The sequence below is a fragment of the Nostoc sp. MS1 genome (assembly GCF_019976755.1).
GTDB lineage: Bacteria > Cyanobacteriota > Cyanobacteriia > Cyanobacteriales > Nostocaceae > Trichormus.
The window spans coordinates 4,675,879-4,696,006 of record NZ_AP023441.1; the positions used below are offsets into that span (position 1 = coordinate 4,675,879).

13 protein-coding genes are annotated in these 20,128 nt (G+C 41.8%); 5 read left to right on the forward strand and 8 right to left on the reverse strand.

Annotation, left to right across the window (positions count from 1 at the left end):
* Positions 1–84 precede the first annotated feature (84 nt).
* Positions 85–339: a hypothetical protein gene (locus NSMS1_RS20265; protein ID WP_224086557.1), complete on the forward strand. Its 255-nt coding sequence runs from the start codon at positions 85–87 to the stop codon at positions 337–339.
* Positions 340–365: 26 nt separating this feature from the next.
* On the opposite strand, the gene bioF is transcribed toward NSMS1_RS20265, so the two are convergent.
* The 3 genes from bioF to NSMS1_RS20280 all read right to left on the reverse strand — a co-directional run bounded on the left by bioF (position 366) and on the right by NSMS1_RS20280 (position 2,998).
* Positions 366–1,538, reverse strand: a complete 1,173-nt coding sequence (gene bioF / locus NSMS1_RS20270) for an 8-amino-7-oxononanoate synthase (RefSeq protein ID WP_224086558.1) — start codon at positions 1,536–1,538, stop codon at positions 366–368.
* Between the two features lie 72 nt (positions 1,539–1,610).
* The gene (ruvA, locus tag NSMS1_RS20275) at positions 1,611–2,252 is read right to left on the reverse strand and encodes a Holliday junction branch migration protein RuvA (protein ID WP_224086559.1); all 642 of its coding nucleotides are present in this window, start codon (positions 2,250–2,252) and stop codon (positions 1,611–1,613) included.
* Positions 2,249–2,998 carry a sucrose-phosphate phosphatase gene (locus NSMS1_RS20280; protein WP_224086560.1) on the reverse strand — a complete coding sequence of 250 codons (750 nt, stop codon included), beginning with the start codon at positions 2,996–2,998 and terminating at the stop codon, positions 2,249–2,251. Before NSMS1_RS20280 ends, ruvA begins: the two co-directional genes overlap by 4 nt.
* 245 nt (positions 2,999–3,243) lie before the next feature.
* Here NSMS1_RS20280 and NSMS1_RS20285 point away from each other — a divergent pair, with 245 nt between their 5' ends.
* Complete coding sequence (locus tag NSMS1_RS20285) at positions 3,244–3,909, forward strand: hypothetical protein (protein WP_224086561.1); 666 nt, start codon at positions 3,244–3,246, stop codon at positions 3,907–3,909.
* Between the two features lie 148 nt (positions 3,910–4,057).
* Here NSMS1_RS20285 and xseB read toward each other — a convergent pair whose 3' ends face one another.
* Complete coding sequence (xseB, locus tag NSMS1_RS20290; RefSeq protein WP_224086562.1) at positions 4,058–4,291, reverse strand: exodeoxyribonuclease VII small subunit; 234 nt, start codon at positions 4,289–4,291, stop codon at positions 4,058–4,060.
* A 230-nt stretch (positions 4,292–4,521) separates the two neighbouring features.
* Here xseB and NSMS1_RS20295 point away from each other — a divergent pair, with 230 nt between their 5' ends.
* The gene (locus NSMS1_RS20295) at positions 4,522–7,245 is read left to right on the forward strand and encodes a PAS domain-containing protein (RefSeq protein ID WP_224086563.1); all 2,724 of its coding nucleotides are present in this window, start codon (positions 4,522–4,524) and stop codon (positions 7,243–7,245) included.
* Positions 7,246–7,293: 48 nt separating this feature from the next.
* On the opposite strand, the gene NSMS1_RS20300 is transcribed toward NSMS1_RS20295, so the two are convergent.
* Positions 7,294–8,487: an MFS transporter gene (locus NSMS1_RS20300; protein WP_224095291.1), complete on the reverse strand. Its 1,194-nt coding sequence runs from the start codon at positions 8,485–8,487 to the stop codon at positions 7,294–7,296.
* A gap of 391 nt (positions 8,488–8,878) precedes the next feature.
* Between NSMS1_RS20300 and NSMS1_RS20305 the strand changes: the two genes are divergently transcribed.
* Positions 8,879–10,063 (forward strand): sensor histidine kinase, encoded by a 1,185-nt coding sequence (locus NSMS1_RS20305; RefSeq protein ID WP_224086564.1) that lies wholly within the window; start codon positions 8,879–8,881, stop codon positions 10,061–10,063.
* Here NSMS1_RS20305 and modB read toward each other — a convergent pair.
* From modB to NSMS1_RS20320, 3 genes are all read right to left on the reverse strand, one after another.
* Positions 9,984–11,822, reverse strand: a complete 1,839-nt coding sequence (gene modB / locus NSMS1_RS20310) for a molybdate ABC transporter permease subunit (protein ID WP_224095292.1) — start codon at positions 11,820–11,822, stop codon at positions 9,984–9,986. The two genes, NSMS1_RS20305 and modB, sit on opposite strands and share 80 nt — an antisense overlap.
* A 324-nt stretch (positions 11,823–12,146) precedes the next feature.
* Positions 12,147–13,073, reverse strand: a complete 927-nt coding sequence (gene murQ, locus NSMS1_RS20315) for an N-acetylmuramic acid 6-phosphate etherase (RefSeq protein ID WP_224095293.1) — start codon at positions 13,071–13,073, stop codon at positions 12,147–12,149.
* 113 nt (positions 13,074–13,186) lie between these two features.
* A complete protein-coding gene (locus NSMS1_RS20320; RefSeq protein WP_224086565.1) occupies positions 13,187–13,639 on the reverse strand; it encodes a DUF3110 domain-containing protein in 453 nt (150 codons plus the stop codon).
* A 306-nt stretch (positions 13,640–13,945) separates the two neighbouring features.
* On the opposite strand from NSMS1_RS20320, the gene NSMS1_RS20325 reads away from it, so the two are divergent.
* Positions 13,946–20,095 (forward strand): translocation/assembly module TamB domain-containing protein, encoded by a 6,150-nt coding sequence (locus NSMS1_RS20325; RefSeq protein WP_224086566.1) that lies wholly within the window; start codon positions 13,946–13,948, stop codon positions 20,093–20,095.
* Positions 20,096–20,128: the final 33 nt, after the last annotated feature.

Below are 20,128 nucleotides of genomic sequence, written 5' to 3' on the forward strand. Positions count from 1 at the left end.
GATATTAAGTTGCGTTCAGACATAATTCTTACTCCCTACTCCCAGCCCAAGTTATTACCTTTGACTGCAACTCAGTATGAACTAATGGCTAAAAACAAAGTTTTAACCTGCACGTTTTTTGCATTATCATCTGGTTTTTTTGGCGGTTATATCGGTAGCCAAATGACTTTAATGCTGCATAGCCAGAGGTGTCAAAATCAACCTTGGGCAATGAAAGAATTATGCAATCTCTGGATAACCCCTGGAGCGACATGGCAAGGTAGTACAACTGGAATTTGGGTAGGTACAATATTAGGAGCGTTTGCAGGTGGTTTAGTTATCCGAGAAAAGCGCTATTAATTTGTTTAGCTGTTAACAGTTAACAGTCAACCGTCAACAGATAACAATTCTGCCAAAACTGCAACTAACCTTTCTATATGTGCTTCTTGATGAGTTGCCATTAAGGATATTCTGATGCGACTTGTTGGGACTGTGGGAGGACGAATAGCCGGGGCAAAAATTCCCGCTTCTTTTAGTTGTTTGCCGACTTGTAGCGCTTCAGTTGCAGTAGGTAACTGAAAACATAGTATTGGCGATGCTGATGGCAGTAATTTCAGGCTGGGTAATTCCTGTAATAATTTTTTTAAGTAATTAACGTTATGCCACAACTGTATCCGGTGTTGTGGTTCTTGTTTAACTATATTAATAGCTGCTAAAGCTGCGGCTGTATCTGCGGGTGATAAGGCTGTGGTGTAAATCCAGCTTGGGGCGCGATTACGTAAATAGTCAATTAAGGTATGGCTTCCAGCTACATATCCGCCCAAACTACCAAGGGCTTTACTCAAAGTACCGACTTGAATTAATTGTCTACCTGTACAACCAAAATGTTCTACGCACCCAGCGCCCGTTTTACCCATGACTCCAGTAGCATGAGCTTCATCAACTAGCAGCATACAGCTAAATTCTTCAGCCAAATCCAACAGTTCTGGCAAAGGGCATAAATCCCCATCCATACTGAAGACGGTATCTGTCAAAATTAAACAACGTCGATAGTTTTGTCGTTGCTGAAGCAATTGGTTTCTCAGTTGGGTGACATCACAGTGGGCATATTCGATAATTGTCGCGCCACTGAGAATTGCCCCATTTTTTAAACTCGAATGATTATATTGATCGGAGAATATTAAATCGCGCTTACCAACTAAAGCGGCGATCGCACCAATATTTGCTAAATACCCAGAACTAAACACTACCGCATCTTGGGTTTGTTTTAAAGATGCGATCGCTCTTTCTAAATCTCTATGTAATTCCCTATGTCCACTGAGTAATCTTGAACCAGTGCTACCAGTTCCAAATTCTTGAGTAGCTGCTACAGCCGCCCCTATCAGTCGTTCATCCCCAGCCAATCCCAAGTAATCGTTACTAGCAAAATTAATTACCTCCTGCCCCGCTAAAAATACAGTTGCCCCTGGACGACCATGTATTGTTTGCACTGAACGATACCAGTCTGCCCGATGAATGGTTAAAAGTGAATTTTGTAACCAAGCATAGGGGTCTGTCATAATAATTCAAAATTCAAAATTCAAAATTTTTAGAGAGTGGGAGGAAAGTAACTGTTGACTATGGACTGTTGACTATGGACTAACTTGCTCACTACTGCTGAGATGTGCGATCGCTTGTTTGATCCAATCTTCTACATAGGCATCTTTGGGTAATCCGATATCTTCGCTGACGACGTGTAGGGCGTGGCTGACTTCATGGGCGGTGTATCCCAAGGCAAATAGGGTCATTTGCACTTCTTCGAGAATACCAGGGGCAGGGCCTTCTGTGGCTACGAAGAAACCTGCTGATTTGCGCCATTCGATGAGTTTGGCTTTGAGTTCCAAACAGATGCGTTCAGCAATTTTTTTGCCTACGCCTGGGGCTTGAATGAGGATTTGGATGTTAGCCGCGATGATGGCTTGGACTAAATCTGGTAGTTCCAGAGTGTCTAAGAGGGCGATCGCTAAAGATGCACCTACACCACTAACGGACAATAGATGACGGAATAAATCACGCTCGGCTGGGGAGGAGAAACCATACAGTAAGGGTACTTCTTCCCGGACTTGGTAATGGGTGAAGATTTGGACTAAATCTCCAGTTGTAGGTAATTGCTTGGCTAGGCGTTGGGGAACTTGCAAATCGTACCCCATCCCGTTCACTTCTAAAGTGAGGATAACGCGATTTGTGCCTACGTTTTGAATACCGGCGACGATACCTTTAAGATAGCTAATCATTCTAGAAAACCAAAGTATTGTAAGCCTTCAATAATTCCACCTGCACAAAAGTTTTTTGCCAGGTAGCGATGGTCTGCGGGATACTCACTGTGCCACTGAAGCAACTCTGGTCGGGCATTCCCGACTATGATCCCCCTTTCGTTGCCCACAGCGAACAAAGCAATATCATTACCTGAATCACCACAGACAACTGTTCTTTCTGCTGCAAATTCCCACTTTTGACGAAGAAACTGCATTGCCTGACCTTTATCGCTGTTTAATGGTACAATGTCAAGGTCTATACCGCTACTATAAATTAACTTTATATTTAGTTCATATTTTTGTAATTCTGCTTCAAGTTTAGGTAGAATGCGGAATGCAGCCTCTTCATGCAGAAAAAAGCTCGCTTTAAAAGGGCGTTGTTCTGATTCTGGTTGCATAACTAATTCAGGAAATTGCCTAGTTACTGATAACACTATTTCCTGATTCCAACCATCAGCAAGAATTTCTGACCATCCAGAATCCGGGTTTCCACTACCATCAAGATAAATCTCCGTACCTACAGACAGGACTAAAGCATCCGGTTCTATGAGATTTTTTGCCTCTTGAAGCTCTTTATAGAGAACAGGCGATCGCCCAGTAGCATAAACTATCTTCGTGCCGTATTCTTGGCGATGCTGCGTCAGTAATTGGCTCAGTTGGACTAAGGCTGCATCATTACCCACCAAAGTATGATCCAAGTCAGTGACAAAAAGAAATGGTTTCATAATCGCGTTCCCAAGTTAGTAATCCTGAGTTCCGAGTTAATCTACCAGATTTTGGCTGCTATGTATTCTCACCAGTGCAAGAATTTTCGTAAATGTATCAAGACTCTACACTCTACATAACTTCTTACTTTTCTTCGTGTCTGTTACACAGCGATGAAAATCTAATCTGCGAAGCTATACCCATTGAGCGACAACAGCAACTCAGGCATCATTTAAAATGCAAGTGATTTCAGCAGATCAGGGATATGAATCTAAAACTTGCATTATGGTTAGTCTGGGGTGCATTTATCTCCTATGTTTTATTTCTAGCGCCGCCCTTCCACTTAGATGCAACGCTAACGCTGTTAAAAAATATATTGACTTTTCAGTGGGCTGAAGTTAATCCTATTATTCTGGCAATATTTTCTTTAGTAGGTATTTGGTTATTAATTTACAGTGGCTTATTATTTATTGATGGCAGGATGCAAAAGATTCCTTTTTGGCCTTTCGCTATAGCATCAGTGGGTTCAGGCGTACTGGGATTCATACCCTACTTGGCTTTGCGTGAACCTAATCAACAATTTTCGGGACAGAAGGATAGTTGTTTGGAGCTACTAGATTCACGTATTTACGGTGTTATTTTAGCATTTAGTAGTGTGATTATACTTACCTACGGTTTTACTGGTGATTGGGGAGATTACTTACAGCAATTCTTGAGCGATCGCTTTATTAATGGCATGAGTTTGGCATTTTACCTATTTTATCTCTTATTCCCCACAATTATTACTGACGATATGGTGCGTCGGCGCTGGACTAATCCGCAGATATTCTTAGCAGTCGTGCTTGTGCCTTTACTTGGTTCTCTGGCTTACCTTTGCCTACGTCCACAATTACAAACATCAACTGTTCGCCAAGAATCATTTTCAAGCTAACCCAAACTTAGTTTGCTATCAAGTCCAGTTAATTACTTACAATACGGTTGGTTTAGTCGGTAATAGGTTGAGCTTCATTGGTAATTCTCTTTTACCATTACCAATTACCAATCTCCACGATAAGATAAGTATTTAAGCGGACATGATATTACTCATCACTCAAAGTTTCAATTAACAAATCTACCTGTTGCTGTCGCTGTTGTAAAAAAGTCTCGCATTGGCGCAAATATTGGACAGCATTAGCAAATTCGTTAAAAACTGTTTCTAATTCTAATTCTCCTGATTCGATGCGAGTAATTATTGCTTCTATTTCTGCAACCTTCGTTTCATAATTCCAATCGGTCTCACCATCAGGATTAGAAGCATTTTTACGTTTCACCATTAATCTTTCTGTGTCCTTATGTGCAAACTGTGGGGCTGGAATTTTTTGTCTTTAATAATTCTATTTACAACTGCTTGTAATCTCAAGGATATTGAGATATGTTACCAATAACACGTTGCTAGTTCCATGATCAAGTCAACTATTATTAATTGATTAATCAAAACTATTCCCAGCTTTTAAATTTACTGGTTAGATATTGTGAATTTTCCTGCTAGTGTTAGCAATTAGTCATGGCACAACCGCTAACTGTTTTAATTATTGATGATTGTGTTGAAGACCGCGTAGCTTATCGCCGCTATCTCCAGCAAGACCAAAAGTATCGCTATACCATTTTGGAGCAAGAAACAGGGGAGAAAGCACTACAGTTATGTGGGCAGTGTCAGCCTGATGTAATTTTACTAGATTTTTTGCTACCAGACCTAGATGGACTAGAATTTTTGACTGAGTTACAAAAGCTCGTAAAAGGAGCTATGCCAGCTATAGTCATGCTAACTGGTTATGGGAACGAAGCGATCGCCGTTCAAGCGATGAAAAGCGGTGTCTACGACTATTTGGTCAAGGGCGAGACAACAGCAGAACGTTTACGCTCAACTATTTCCTCAGCAATTGTACAAGGGCAATTACGCCAAGAACTCTATCGTAGTGAGGAGAAATTACGAGAAACCCAGAAATTTATTGAGCGTATTGCCGAAACAACGCCAGGGATTTTATACGTTTATGACTTGCTAGAGCAGTGTAATGTTTATCTTAACGGTCAGGTTAATAAGCTATTAGGTTACAGTGCCGAAGCAATCCAAGCTTTGGGAAACAAATTTCTCGTCCAGTTAATGCACCCTGATGATTTTATTAAGCTACCCCAATTATTTCAACAATTTAACTCAGCTAAAGATGAAGATATTATAGAGCATGAGTATAGGATGCGACACGCCAATGGTAAGTGGTGTTGGTTTAGCAGTCGTAATTCTGTATTCGTGAGAAATGATGATGGTTCACCACGCCAAATAGTGGGTACGGCTTTTGATATCACCTCTCGCAAGCAGACGGAGGAAGAACTGCGATCTAGTAATGAGCGTTTCCGACTAGCCGCAGCCGCCGTTAATGCAATGATTTATGAATTGGATCTGGAAACAAATACAGTCGCCAGAACAGAGGGATTGATACGGATTTTAGGCTACTCTCCAGAGGAAGTTCCAGCAAATTTAGAATGGTGGCAAGAGCAAATCCATCCTGAAGATAAAGAAACTTTGATTCAGCAATTCCATAATCTTCCAGTGAATCAAAATTTTTATACTTTTGAGTATCGAGTCCGTCACAAAAATAATCAGTATATCTATGTATTAGATCAAGGAGTAATTACTAAAAATCAACATGGGCAACCAGTGCGGATAATTGGCAGTACAACAGATATCACCGAACAGCAACTAGCACTGCGCGATCGCCAACTTGCGGAAGTAGCACTGCGTCAAAGTGAAGCTAAATTCCGTCGCATTGTAGACTCTAACATCGTTGGCATTTATTTTGGTGACGCTAGCGGTCAGATATACGAAGCAAACGATGCTTTTTTGGCAATGATGGGTTATTCTCGCTCTGAATTAGAAGCTGGCGTTTTGCGTTGGGATTTGATGTCGCCACCAGAATACCAAGACCTAGATCAGAACAAAATTCACGAATTACTAACTTACGGAGCTTGTACCCCTTTCGAGAAGGAGTATTTGCACAAAGATGGCTATCGGATACCTATTTTATTAGGACTGGCCGAAATTGAAGGTAAGGAGGAGAAAGGTTACGCAGCCTGCTTTGTCCTGGACTTAACTCAAAGCAAAAGTGCCGAAGCAGCCTTACGCCAAAGTGAAGAACGCTACCGTCATTTATCCAACGTCATACCGCAACTTGTTTGGATTAAAAACAATCAAGGTGAATGCGAATACGTCAATCAAAGATGGTGTGAATATACTGGGCTAACTCAAGAGCAAGCCATTGGCCTTGGCTGGCAACAAGTCATTCATCCAGATGATATCGCCGCCATTCAACAAGCTTGGATGCAGGGGATGAAGACTGAACAACCTTATGAACAAGAAATACGTTGTCGTAAACATGATGGCAGTTATCGCTGGCATTTAGCCAGAGCCGTTCCCATTACAGATGAGACAGGAAGGATTTTGCGATGGTTCGGCACAAGTACAGATATTAATGATCGCAAGCAATTAGAAGCGGAACGGAATCGCCTATTGCAACTAGAAAAAGCCGCCCGTGCAGAAGCGGAAGCCGCCAACCGCACAAAAGATGAGTTTGTCGCTATGGTATCTCATGATTTGCGATCGCCACTCAATTCTATTTTAGGTTGGTCACAATTGCTACGCACCCGCCAGTTTGATGAAGCCACATTCACCCGTGCATTAGAAACCATCGAACGCAACGCCCAATCACAATCAAAACTCCTAGAAGACTTACTAGATATGTCTCGTCTTCTCAGGGGTAAGTTGAAGTTAGAATGTAATCAAGTAGACCTAGCTGCCATTATAAATGTAGCAATTGAGACGGCTTATCCTTCAGCCCAAGCAAAAAATATTCATTTAGAATCAGTAATAGACGAATCAGTTCCCCTAATTTCTGGGGATATCAACCGTTTATTACAAGTTTTAGGTAACTTGCTATCAAATGCTATCAAGTTTACCCCTGCTAAGGGACAAATTACCGTTAAGCTACTACAAGCAAACACTGACACACAAATTACTGTTACTGATACAGGTATTGGTATTAGCCCAGATTTTTTACCTTACGTTTTTGAACGTTACCGCCAAGCAGACAGGCAAAATCAACAAGGCGGTTTAGGGCTGGGCTTAACGATCGCTCGTTATCTTGTCGAATTACACGGTGGTACAATTCATGTCACCAGCCCAGGTGAAGGGGAAGGTACTACTTTTATAATTAAGTTGCCGTTGTGTAGGTCATAGGGATGAGGGAATGGGGGAGATGAGGGAGCAGGGGAGAAAAACAAACTGTCAACTATCAACTGTCAACTGACTCATCACTCCTGGATCAGCTTTTAATTTCACCCAGGCAAAGAAGGGAATGGCTAAAAGTTGGGTTGCAGATGAGAAAATAATCAGTGTCATGAGGGAATGGTCGTACAAAATACCCATTAAAGCGCTACCCAAAAACCAAGATAAACCATAACCAGTGCTGAAAATGCCGTAAGCGGTGGCGCGTTTATTCATGGGAACCATACCTGCGATCGCCGCCTTTAAAATCGACTCTTGCGCCCCCATACCAATACCCCAAAATGCTATGCCTAAAAGTGCTAGTTGGCTATTTCCTAAAAATACTAATGGGGCGAATAGACATGAGAGAAATGCCGCGATAATTAAAATGGAAATGCCTAGCCTGTCGAATAAATAGCCGAAAATTAAAGCTGCGATCGCATCTACACCCATAGCTAAGGCATAAAACAGAGGTATAGTCTGTCCTGTAGCAATGTTTGATTTTTGAAAATGGAAAGCAATGAGCGGGAAATCTGCATATCCAGCCGCAATAATTGCCACTGCACCTAAATAAATCCAAAATATCCGGGGTAAACCTTCTTGTTGTTTCTGTTCGTCAGTTTCCTCTTCAAAATCACTGGGATTCGGATACAGAAATTGTAGTACTAACAACACTATCAACCCCAAGACGGCAGGTACAATCAAAATCGTAAAGCTGTGACGATACTCTCCCTGAAAATAAACCATTGCAGCCACAGCCAAAGGCCCCATAACTGCACCAGTTTGATCCATTGCCTCATGTAAACCAAAGCCAAAGCCTCTGCCAATTTGACTGACACCGTGGGAAAGCAGCGCATCTCTGGGGGGAGTACGTATAGCTTTACCAGTACGTTCCGCCATCATCAATCCTGCGGCTGCTTCCCATCTTCCAGCAAAAGCTAAAAGCGGTACAACGGCAGTGTTCAAGATGTAACCTAATGTTGTAATTCCCCAATACTTGCGTGATTGGTCGCTGAGATAACCAATGACTAAACGCAAACCATAGCCAATTAACTCACCAAAACCAGCAACTAACCCGACCACAGTGCCGCTAGCGCCTAAAACTTGTAAATAAGCCCCTGTAATACTCCGCGCCCCTTCATAAGTAGCATCGGCACAAAGACTTACAAAACCTAATAAAATTACAAACCTCAAAGCGGCTGATTTCTGTGGCATACCATTTCTTGTCATTTACGGCTTTCATATTGAAGCACAGGATGGCAAAAATTAGTTTTTGGTGAACAGTTATCAGTTATCAGTTAAATCAATTTGCTCACTGTCCACTGTTACCTGATTTATATAAGCATTAATGCTCATCAAAATTTTATAAACCCTACTCATTATTAAGTTCTTGATAATATTTTGTTGCTTTGCTGCGAAAAAATGATGTTTTTCGCAGGTTGATAGGGCTAGTCTTTATCAAAATTTAGTATTTTTAAAGATTAAATTGATTAATTGCTTAAACCAGTCAAAACAAAGCATAATAGCTAAACTAAGCTTTTTAATATCAAGAGTAACCAAACTACATACATTAAGTCACTCTGATACGTGTATCTAATTAGTTAAAATGCAAAAATCTCCCTGGTTTTTCTTCAGCAGAATTGCAGTTTCTGTATTCTTTGCTGAGTCATTTATCATGCTGTCTTTTCTGGTTTTACCAAAGATTCCAGATATAGTCGAGACATTGTTGGATGCCACTCTTTTAACATTAATGATTACGCCATCGTTATATTTTTTCTGCTATCTTCCTTTATCTAAAGAAATATCTAAACGGGCGATTATAGAAAAGGAGTTACGAAATTCAGAAAATTATTTAAAACAAAGAACTCAAAAGCTAGAACAAACTATGCAGCAACTTCAGCAAGCACCCAAACTGTTATTAGCAGAAAAAATTTCTGGACTTGGGCAAGTTGTTGCAGGTGTGGCTCATGAAATTAATAATCCGATTAATTTTATCTATGCTAACCTCCCGCATGTTCGTGAATATGGTGAATCTCTTGTAGATATAATTCAACTTTACCAAAGAATTTACCCCCAAGTAGATAATGAAATAGCTAGTTCAGTAGCGGAATCTGACCTGGATTTTACTATCCAAGACCTGCCAAAACTTTTATCATCTATGCAGGCAGGAGCAGACCGTATTCGCAAAATTGTATTAGCATTACGTAATTTTTCCCGCTTTGATGAAGCTAAAGTAAAAGCTGTAAATATTCATGATGGGATTGATAGTACTATATTATTACTCCAGTATAGGCTCAAATCTAAAATAGGAAATTCTCAAATTAAAATTGTCAAAAATTACAGTAAATTGCCGTTGGTGAAATGCGAACCAGGGCAATTAAACCAAGTTTTTATGAATATTATTAATAATGCGATTGATGTTTTACAACAAGAAAATGCAAATGTAGATATTTCAGAATTAGAAAATCATGTTGGTATCATTACAATATCTACCCAAAGAGTAGATCAAGATTGGGTACAAATTAGTATTAAAGACAACGGCCCCGGTATTACTGAAGAAAATAGAGCGCATTTATTTGAGCCGTTCTTTACCACAAAACCAGTAGGGCAAGGAATTGGACTGGGATTATCTATCAGCTACCAAATTATTACTCATCATCATGGAGGTAGATTAGAGTGTGTTTCCCAACCGGGGAGAGGAGCAGAATTTATTATTCAGATGCCATTGTCTTCATTAACATCAAGCTTAGAGGATCTAGATGCACGTACCAAGGAAATTGTTGGTCTTTAATAGTTAGCCATTTTTCCTTAAATACTTCTGCTTGTAAATAATAATCTTGGGAGCTATTTGCTGGGGAATGAAGTTTTAAAAATAGTGTCATCCGGTGGGGAGTTTCACTTGTTTGCGTTAACCAACAGGGAAAGGTATTCTCTTGGTTGATATTCTTGGTAAAAGTAATTTGATGGGCGCGAATACCGACATGAGATAGTCCTTTTGGAATAGGTTCTATCACTTTGAGTTTGCAACCCCAATCAATGGCTTCTATCTCTTGTGTTGAATGGATAACTGCACTAGAAAAATTTTTACATCCGGTAATTTGAGCAACACTTACAGTAGCAGGATGCTCAAAAATGTCATATTTAGAACCATAATGCACTGGGCTACCATCTTCTAACACTAATAAATTCGGGCAAATGCGGTAGGCTTCTTCCATGTTATGGGTGACGAATAAAGAAGCGCCTTGATACTCTGCCAAGGTTTGGGTCATTTGCTGTTCTAATTGACTACGCAGGTGGGTATCAAGGGCAGAAAATGGCTCATCCAAAAGTAAAGCTTCTGGTTGACTAGCTAATGCCCTAGCTAATGCTACCCTTTGTTGTTGTCCGCCAGAAAGTTGGTGCGGATAGCGATCGCCTAATCCCTGTAACTGCATGGCCACAAGTTGCTGTTCTACCTGCATTCGTATACTGTTAGTTGATAGGCCTTTAGGTAAGCCAAAAGCAATGTTTTGTGCCACCGTCATGTGGGGAAATAAGGCATAGTTCTGTACCAAAAAACCAATGCGGCGATCGCGACTGGGTAAGTTAATTCCCTGTTCTGCATCAAACAATACCCTACCATTCAATACTATCCGCCCTTTTGTCGGTGTTTCAATCCCCGCAATACACCGCAAAATCATACTTTTACCTGCGCCTGAACCACCCAACAACCCCAAAGGTTGCTCATCAGTAGTAAAAGCCACTTTTAAATGAAAACTCGGCAGGCACTTTTCAATATCCACCAACAATTCCGCCCCAGAAGCCGACTCAGATAACAAAGCCACCTCATCCCCTGCTCCCTTGCTCCCCTGCTCTCCTGCTCTCCTACTCTCTTGTTTCCCTTGCCCCCTGTTAGCCCTTAATTCTTGCCAAAAGTTAACAGCTAAAATCCCCGATAAGGAAATAGCCATAATCACAATCGACCAAAACCATGCCTCGTCAGTTGCCCCTGCTTCTACAGCGAAATAAATCGCCATTGGGATTGTTTGCGTTTGTCCAGGGATATTACCCGCCAGCATCAAGGTTGCACCAAATTCACCCAAAGCACGGGCAAAAGCTAAAGTTGTCGCAGCTACAATTCCTGGGAATGCCAAAGGTAAACTGATACGCCAAAAGATAATTAATTCGTTTGCTCCAAGGGTTCTCGCTACCCGTAGCAAATTACTATCAATTTGTTCAAAAGCTCCCAGAGCAGTTTTATACATCAGGGGAAAAGAAACAACTGTCGCTGCGATCGCTGCCCCATACCATGTAAAAACTATAGTCAAGTCAAAAGGCTGCATTAGTTTGCCGACTGGGCCATTTTTCCCAAAAAACAGCAGTAGCAAAAAGCCGACAACTGTAGGTGGTAAAATCAAAGGTGCGACAAAGATACCCTCAATCAATGATTTGCCCTTGCCCCGATAACTCAGCATCCAATATGCAGCAGCAATTCCTAAAAAGAAGGTGATGAATGTGGCAAGTAAAGATGTTTTGAGTGATATCCACAGGGGCGACAAATCAAATGGCATAGTAGGTAAAATTTGTAATTCGTAATTCGTAATTACCACTGAGTGAGGGTTTGATAAATTGTCAATAGATGGTTTCGATTTTTATGCTTTTAAATCACATCATTACTCGTTAGGTTAGTTGAGTGTTGATTATTGACTTTGAATTTTCAACACCAAAAGTTTTACAAAAATTAATAATTACTTTTTTGCTCTAAATAATAATCTACCAACTTTTTATCAGAAAGGTTGGTAGATTACAATAGATTACCTGTCAAGGTTTATTGATATAGATTTTTGACCACAAACACATTTGTTGTTGTGTGTAGTTACTTACTCTTCAAAAAATTACGAATTATTTTGGTTTTTATAACTAGCAACAGCTTCTCGAAGATTTCCTTGATGGTCTGATAAAAGTTGATTACCTGCGTCTTTATCTAAGCCTGTCCAGTGCATAACAAGCGCCAGTTTTACCCACTTACCACTACGTTCTAACAAGTAACCTGCTGCTTCCCGACTTAGCCCAGTGAGGTCTTGTAAAATGCGTAAAGCGCGATCGCGTAATTTTTGATTTGTGACTGCTACATCCACCATGCGATTGCCATAAACTTTACCCAGTTTGACCATTACGCCAGTAGATAAAATATTTAAAGTTAGTTTGGTGACAGTACCAGCTTTAAGACGAGTGGAACCTGCCAATATTTCTGGCCCTGTTAACAAACGAATATCAATATCAGCCGTAAAATCTACTTGCTCTACAGGTACACAAGCGATGAAAATTGTCAAGGCTCCGCGTTGACGAGCGGCGTTAATTGCACCGTGAACAAAAGGAGTAGTTCCACCAGCCGTAATCCCGACGACGACATCAAGTTGGGTGATATGACGTTGTGCGATCGCCGCGTCGCCATCTTCCGCACGGTCTTCTAAATCCTCAGAACTACGTATAAGTGCGCCAGCCCCACCAGCAATAATTCCTTGCACCAACTCTGGTGGTGTACAAAAAGTTGGTGGACACTCAGCAGCATCTAATACGCCTAACCTACCACTTGTACCAGCACCAATGTAAAACAAGCGTCCTCCCTGACGCAAGCGATCAGCTGTTCGTTCAATAGCCTCAGCAATCTCTGCCTTAGCCGCCGCCACCGCCGCCACTGCCTTTTGGTCTTCATTATTAAACAACTCCACCAACTCTAAAGCACTGAGTTGGTCTAAGTTCAGGCTGAGTGGATTGACTTGTTCCGTCAGTAAATGCCCGCGTTCCTGCAAATTTGCCATGTATTTGATGTTAAGTGCCATGAAGTAGTTTAGTCAAAAATCCTAACCTCTAGCCGATAGTTTAATTCTTGACTAATGACTAATGACTAATGACTAATAACTAAACGACTAAGTTACAACAATCCTTCCAGTTTGCGCCGAATCTTCTCTAATTCAGCAGCAGAAAATTCAGTTTCTTGTGCCGGTGGTACTTGGTCAGCCTCGAAAATTTCGTCGTCAGTATCCTCGTCATCATACTGACCATCAGGTTGCCAGTCAGTATCTTCCACATTAATTTCCGGGGGAAGTATTAAGTCGCTGTTTTCAGGAATAAACTCCCAATCATAACCAGCACTTTCACAAAACGCCTTAATTTCCTCAGCGTCAATTGCTTCTACCGTGGGAGTAGGGAAGTCTTGGGCTTCCAACATCAGGGCAAAACGAACAGCATCATCTTGAGATTCAAACATGAGAATTTTATTGCGTAGCTTGCCGCCGGAGGCATCGGCCACACGAACCGTATGAATACCTTCGTTTTCCGTATTAGCGTTAAAAATTAAAACAAAAACCCGCATTGGCGTAATCATTTATCCTTATGTTCGGAGGTCTATTAATTAATTAAACTTCTAGACCGTGTACCTGGGAAAGTCACAGCAATAATTTCACTTTACCAAGATTAGTCATTAGTCCATAGTCCATAGTCTATAGTCCACAGTCCCAGGTTATTTTCCCCTGCTTCCTCATCTCCCCACTCTCTAGTTAATTTCACTCACCGAGTTGATCCGAATGCCAAAAATTCATATTGCTTTGTATCCTGGTATTGGCATACTACAGACAGATGCCAAATAGTGCTAGCAGTGCGCCAACCACCTCCAGCAATAAAAAATAAAGATATGATTAAGTCTTCTAAGCAAAACCCCAGCCCAAAAATCCTTCGTAGGAATCTATGGTTGCTGATTTTGACTCGCGGTGGTATTGCCATAGGCGGACTGTTAATCGTCGCTTTGATGGGGGGGATTTGGCGATTAAGGACTTTTGTACAAAAAGAGTTAACACCATTAGCGCAAGAGAGTCTGACTACAACCCTCAACCGTCCGGTAAAACTGGGGAGAGTTACGGGCTTTTCTCTGACAGGCGTACAGTTTGCGGCTTCATCTATCCCCGCCACACCCACAGATCCAGATAAGGTAAAAGTCGATGCTGTGGAAGTAGATTTTAATCCATTGCTGTTAGTGTTTAATCGCCAGCTAAAACTAAATGTAACTTTAATTAATCCTGATGTTTACGTTGAGCAAGATGAGAGAGGACGCTGGCTGACTACGAAGATAGCGCCACCAAGTCAACAGGCAGCGATTAAAACCGATTTAGATAATATTTATTTCCGCAATGGTAAGTTGATGCTATTGCCCCAAGTAAGGACTTTAGCAGTGGGAAGTGGGGAGCCGGGAGTAGGAAATGTACAAGCTAAATCTCCCTCATCTCCCTCATCTCTCCCATCACCTCTACCCCCCATAGGTTACTCACAAGTAAATGGCTCTGCTAAATTACTAGAAAAAAACCAGCTAATTAATTTCAAAGCCATAGGTATAGCTGATAGTGGCGGCAAAATAGACGTTGAGGGACTAATGCGTCTTAAAACGATTGCGACTAATATGCAGTTGCGAGGGCAGGAATTGTTAGCTGCTGATGTTACTCGCTTAGTGAAGATACCTCTACGTTTAGAGACGGGTAGAGTTAATGGCGATTTGCGCATCCAGTTTACACCAGGCGAAAAGGCTTTATTGTACGGCAGTGCTGATTTGCAAAAGGTAACACTGTACATTCCCCGTACACCACAGGCGTTTAACAATACTCAAGGCAATCTTTACTTTCAAGGAACGGAAGTAAAATTAGAGAATATTTTTACCAACTACGGCAGCATTCCTGTAGTTGCGGCGGGAATTATCGATACTCAAGCAGGCTTTAGTTTAACAGGGCGTGTTAATGCAGTGAGTGTTGCTGATGCTCAAAAAACACTTAAGCTCAAACTGCCTTTCCCCGTAGCTGGACAATTGCAAGCTAACTTGCAAGTAGTCGGTGCAGCAAATAATCCCATTCTTTCAGGTACAGTCAGTACGATAAATACTGCTCGGATTGATAAAGTTGATTTTCAAAGTGTTAGTAGTAAATTTGAGTTTTCGCCACAGGAACGCTTAGTTACTTTAAGCGATATTCAAGGGAAAACTACGGTAGGCGGAGTGGTTACAGGTGGCGGTAAAGTCTTGCTTGGGGAAAATCCGCAAGTGAATTTGAGTCTTACAGCGAGGAATATAGCTGGGGATGCGATCGCCAAACTCTACAATACAAATACCTCTGTTAAAATTGGTACTGTCGCCGCTACCGCCCAAGTCATAGGTGTGCCGACAAATGTAAAAACTTTTGTCAACTTTACAGCCCCTCAAGCAGCTTATCCCGCAACTGGTGAAGTAATTGTCAGTGCTAATCGTAATTTTAACTTCCGTAATGTTACTCTGAGTGTCGGTGGTGGTACGGTACAGGGTTATGGCAGTTTTGCTAATGAACGTTGGCAAGCTGTAGCCCAAGCTAGTCGTGTGAGTTTAACACCTTTTGTTAACCAAAATCAGCTACAAAATATCTCCTTAGCTGGGGCGCAATTTAACGGACGTTTAATTCTGTCGGGTACGGCTACACCCTTTCAAGTTGCCAGTATTCGCACACAAGGCGCAGGGGTACAAATTGGCGGTGGGACAGTTGCCGTCTCCAACATTCAACTGCAAGATAAAGCCTTCGCTGCTAAGTTGGTTGCCAGTAATGTCAAACTGGCACGTATCTTAAAAAATGCGCCGCCAGCTTTGGCTAATCCCATCGCTGGAACATTCCAAGTGGCAGGGAATAGAGAAAACTTTAGTCTGAAAACCTTACAAGCTGTGGGTGATGCCCGTTTGAGTGTGGGTAAGGGAAATGTTAGCGCCTCAAATATTCAATTAGCGAATGGAGTGTATCAGGCACAAGTCCAAGCAAATAATGTACCTGTACAACGCCTGACAACCTTACCGCGTCAGTTCCAAGGCAATTTAACAGGGAAGTTTGCTGTGACTGGTTCTACTGAGTCCTTCAGTCCCCAATCAATTCAAGCAAGCGGTCAAGGGCGTTTAAATGTAGGCAGTGGTACTATCACAGCCGCCAATATTCAATTAGCGAATGGTCGTTATCAGGCGCAATTGCAAGCAAATAACGTACCTATACAACGTTTAGCTGCTGTACCTCCCAAATTTCAGGGTAATTTGACTGGGCAATTCAATGTAGCTGGTTCTACTGCATCCTTCAGCCCCAAAACTATCCAAGCAAGCGGTCAAGGACGGCTGGATATTGGTAGTGGTACGATTACCGCTACTAATATCCAATTAGCTAACGGTAACTATCAGGCGCAAGTCCAGGCGAATAACGTACCCGTGCAACGTTTAGCCACCGTACCACCACAGTTGCAAGGTAATTTAACTGGGCAATTAAATTTAGCGGGTTCTGCAACATCTTTTAGTCCCAAATCAATTCAAGGTAGTGGGCAAGGACGGTTAGATATTGGTAATGGTACGATTACCGCTACCAATATCCGATTAGCTAACGGTAACTATCAGGCGCAAGTCCAAGCGAATAACATACCTGTGCAACGTTTAGCTACTGTACCACCCCAATTGCAGGGTAACTTGACTGGGCAATTAAATGTTGCTGGTTCTCTTACCTCCTTCAACCCCCAAAGCATCCAAGCTAGGGGTCAAGGGCAATTAAATATAGCAGGTGGAGGTGTAATTAATGCGTCGAATATCCAACTAGCCAAAGGTAGTTATCAGGCTGTAGTGGCGGCGGCTGGTGTGCAGTTAAACCAGTTTAATCAACGGTTGCGGGGTTTGTTTGGCGGTCAATTGCAACTAGCGGGTAATTTGGGTTCGACGCGACTAGCTGATGTGCGTGCGGCTGGTCAGGTACAATTATCACAAGGGCTTCCAGGTGTTGAGCGTCCTTTGAATGCTGCGATCGCCTGGAATGGTGAAAGGTTAACTATCCAACAAGCTACAGCCCCAGGTTTAAGTGTTAGTGGTAATATCCTTGCCAATGCCAATAGACCAGGTATCCCCACAATTACCGCCCTTAATCTCAACGTCCAAGCCCAGGACTTTAACCTGCAACAGTTACCCTTCACCTTACCAAATCAGGTTGCTGTCGCGGGTAGGGTAGATTTTAACGGTCAGGTAACAGGTAGATTACCCCAACCCAACGTCAACGGGCAATTTCTCCTCAAAGACTTAGTAGTAGAAAATATTGCTTTTGAACCATTGTTAACTGGCTATATTCAGTCAGCCCCAGGACAGGGCTTGAATTTTAATTTAGCAGGAAAAAGCGATCGCCTAGCTCTCAATTTAGATAGGAATAATCGCCCCCAATCCTTCCTGGTACAATGGCGAGAAGCATTAGCATCAGGTCAAGTACGGGGTGATGATTGGGCTGTGAAGGTTGCTAACTTCCCCCTACAAATTTTGAACTTGTCGCCACCGCCAAATCTGCGTTTGGGTTCTGGTAAAGTAGCTGGGGTAGCTACAGGGAATTTGCAGTTTAACCCACGTACCTTTGCTAGTACAGGAAATATTGCGATCGCTAATCCAGAAATTGGCAGACTTAAAGGCAATAGTTTAGCTGCCCAGTTCCGCTACGGTAATGGTACTGCCACAATCTCTAATAGTGAATTTACCAAAGGCAAAAGTCGTTATGTCTTAGCTGGTAGCTTTGGGCAAACTCCTCAAGGCCCCCGCATCCAAGGTAAACTGAACGTTTCTCAAGGGGAAATTCAAGATGTACTCACAGTAGCGCAAATATTTGACTTGCAAGATTTTCAGCCTAATGGCGCTGAACCTAGCTATGGCAGTGCATCGGATCTCAAAACCTATCCTCAAGGTCTTCCTAACCAGCCTTTATACGATCAAATTGACCGTTTTTCCGAAATTAACGCCTTAAATGATAAGCGTGAACAAGAACGGAATGCTTCGCCCATACCAGAATTAGCAGATTTGCGCGGAACCTTTAACGCAGAAGTGGCTGTAGACAATACCACTGCCAACGGTTTAGCAGCACAATTCAATTTAAAAGGGCAGAACTTCACCTGGGGTAAGGAAAATGAACAAAACCGTTTTTACCGTGCCGAAAATATCATTGCTGAAGGTAGTTTTGCCAATGGCGTTTTGCAATTACGACCTGTACGCATTGAATTACAGGATAATAGTCTATTAGCTTTCACAGGTAATATTGGTGGGAATGAACAATCTGGTCAACTACGGGTTAATAATTTCCCCATAGAGTTACTCAACAACTTTGTTAACCTGCCAATTGGCATCACAGGAAAACTCAGTGGTTCAGCAGCTTTGGCTGGTAGTCCTGCTAACCCCCAAGCCAAAGGAGAATGGCAAATCACCGATGGCACACTCAACCAGAAACCCATCGAATCAGCCATAGCTAGTTTCAGTTATAGCAATGCTCGTTTAAACTTCGGTAGTACGGTAGCCATTGCTGGGCCGAAACCTGTGAATATTACAGGTAGTATTCCTTATCAGTTGCCTTTTGCCTCCGTCCCACCTGAGAGTGAGAATATTAGTTTGGATGTCAAAGTTGAGAATGAGGGACTAGCACTGTTAAACCTGTTAACCAATCAGGTAGCTTTTGAAGGAGGTCAGGGTGAGGTAGACTTAACGGTACGGGGAACTAGACAGCAACCGGAAGTCAATGGTATTGCCACTGTTAAAGATGCCACATTCTCGGCTCAAGCTCTACCAGAAAAAATCCAAAATGTGACAGGTAAGGTGCTGTTTAATTTTGACCAAATTTTAGTAGACAGTCTGCAAGGCAAATTTAGCCGTGGACAGGTGCAAGCATCTGGAGAGATTCCTATTTTTAATAGCGATCGCCTAGCTGAAAACAATCCCCTTACAGTCAACCTTGACCAATTAAAATTAAACCTCAAAGGCTTGTATCAAGGTGGTGCTAGTGGCAACCTCCAAATTACTGGTTCTGCCCTCAACCCCAAAATTGGCGGTAAGGTAAATTTATATGATGGTCAGGTATTACTTGCAGAATCTAGGGATAATCAACCTGCAAATACAGTTTCTAGTATCTCCCTAACAAAATTTGATAAACAGAATACCAAAACCAGCCCCAATGCCAATACTAGTTTTAGTAATCTAGAACTGGAATTAGGTAATAATGTCCAAATTACCCGTCCACCCCTGCTCAGTTTCACCGCTAAAGGTAATCTGAGAGTTAACGGTTCTTTTGCCGACCCCATCCCTGTGGGTACAATCCAATTAACAAAAGGTGGGGTAAATTTATTTACAACTCAGTTTAACTTGGCTCGTGGCTATGAGCATACCGCCACTTTTAGAGCCAATCAACCCCGTGATCCAGATTTAGATATCCAGTTACTGGCTAAAGTGCTAGAGGTTATCCCCAGCAATGATTTAAACCGAAATAATGCAGTAGGTTTGGGTGCTTTAGAAACTGTGCGAGTTGAAGCCAATATTAAAGGCCCAGCCAGTAGACTTAATGAAACTTTGGAATTGAGAAGTAGTCCATCACGTAGTCAAACTGAATTAGTAGCGCTTTTAGGTGGTGGATTTGTCGATACTCAAGGACGAGGAGATAGTACATTAGGTTTAATTAATATTGCTGGTTCAGCAGTTTTCGGTAACTTTCAATCTGCCTTTAACCAAATTGGTAATGCTTTTGGTTTAAGTGAACTCAGAGTATTCCCCACCGTTATTTCTGATAACCCAGATGCCAGTAACAACAGTGGTAGAAACAGTTCCAGTATAGAATTAGCAGCCGAAGCTGGCGTAGATATTTCTAACAAATTATCTATTTCTAGTATTAAAATCTTAACAGCAAATGACCCCTTCCAGTGGGGGATTAATTACCGCATCAATGATAAATTCCGTGTACGTGCTTCAACTAATTTAGAAGATGATAGTCGTGCAGTAGTTGAGTTTCAAAGCAGATTTTAAAATTGGTAATTGGTAATTGATCTAAAACAATTA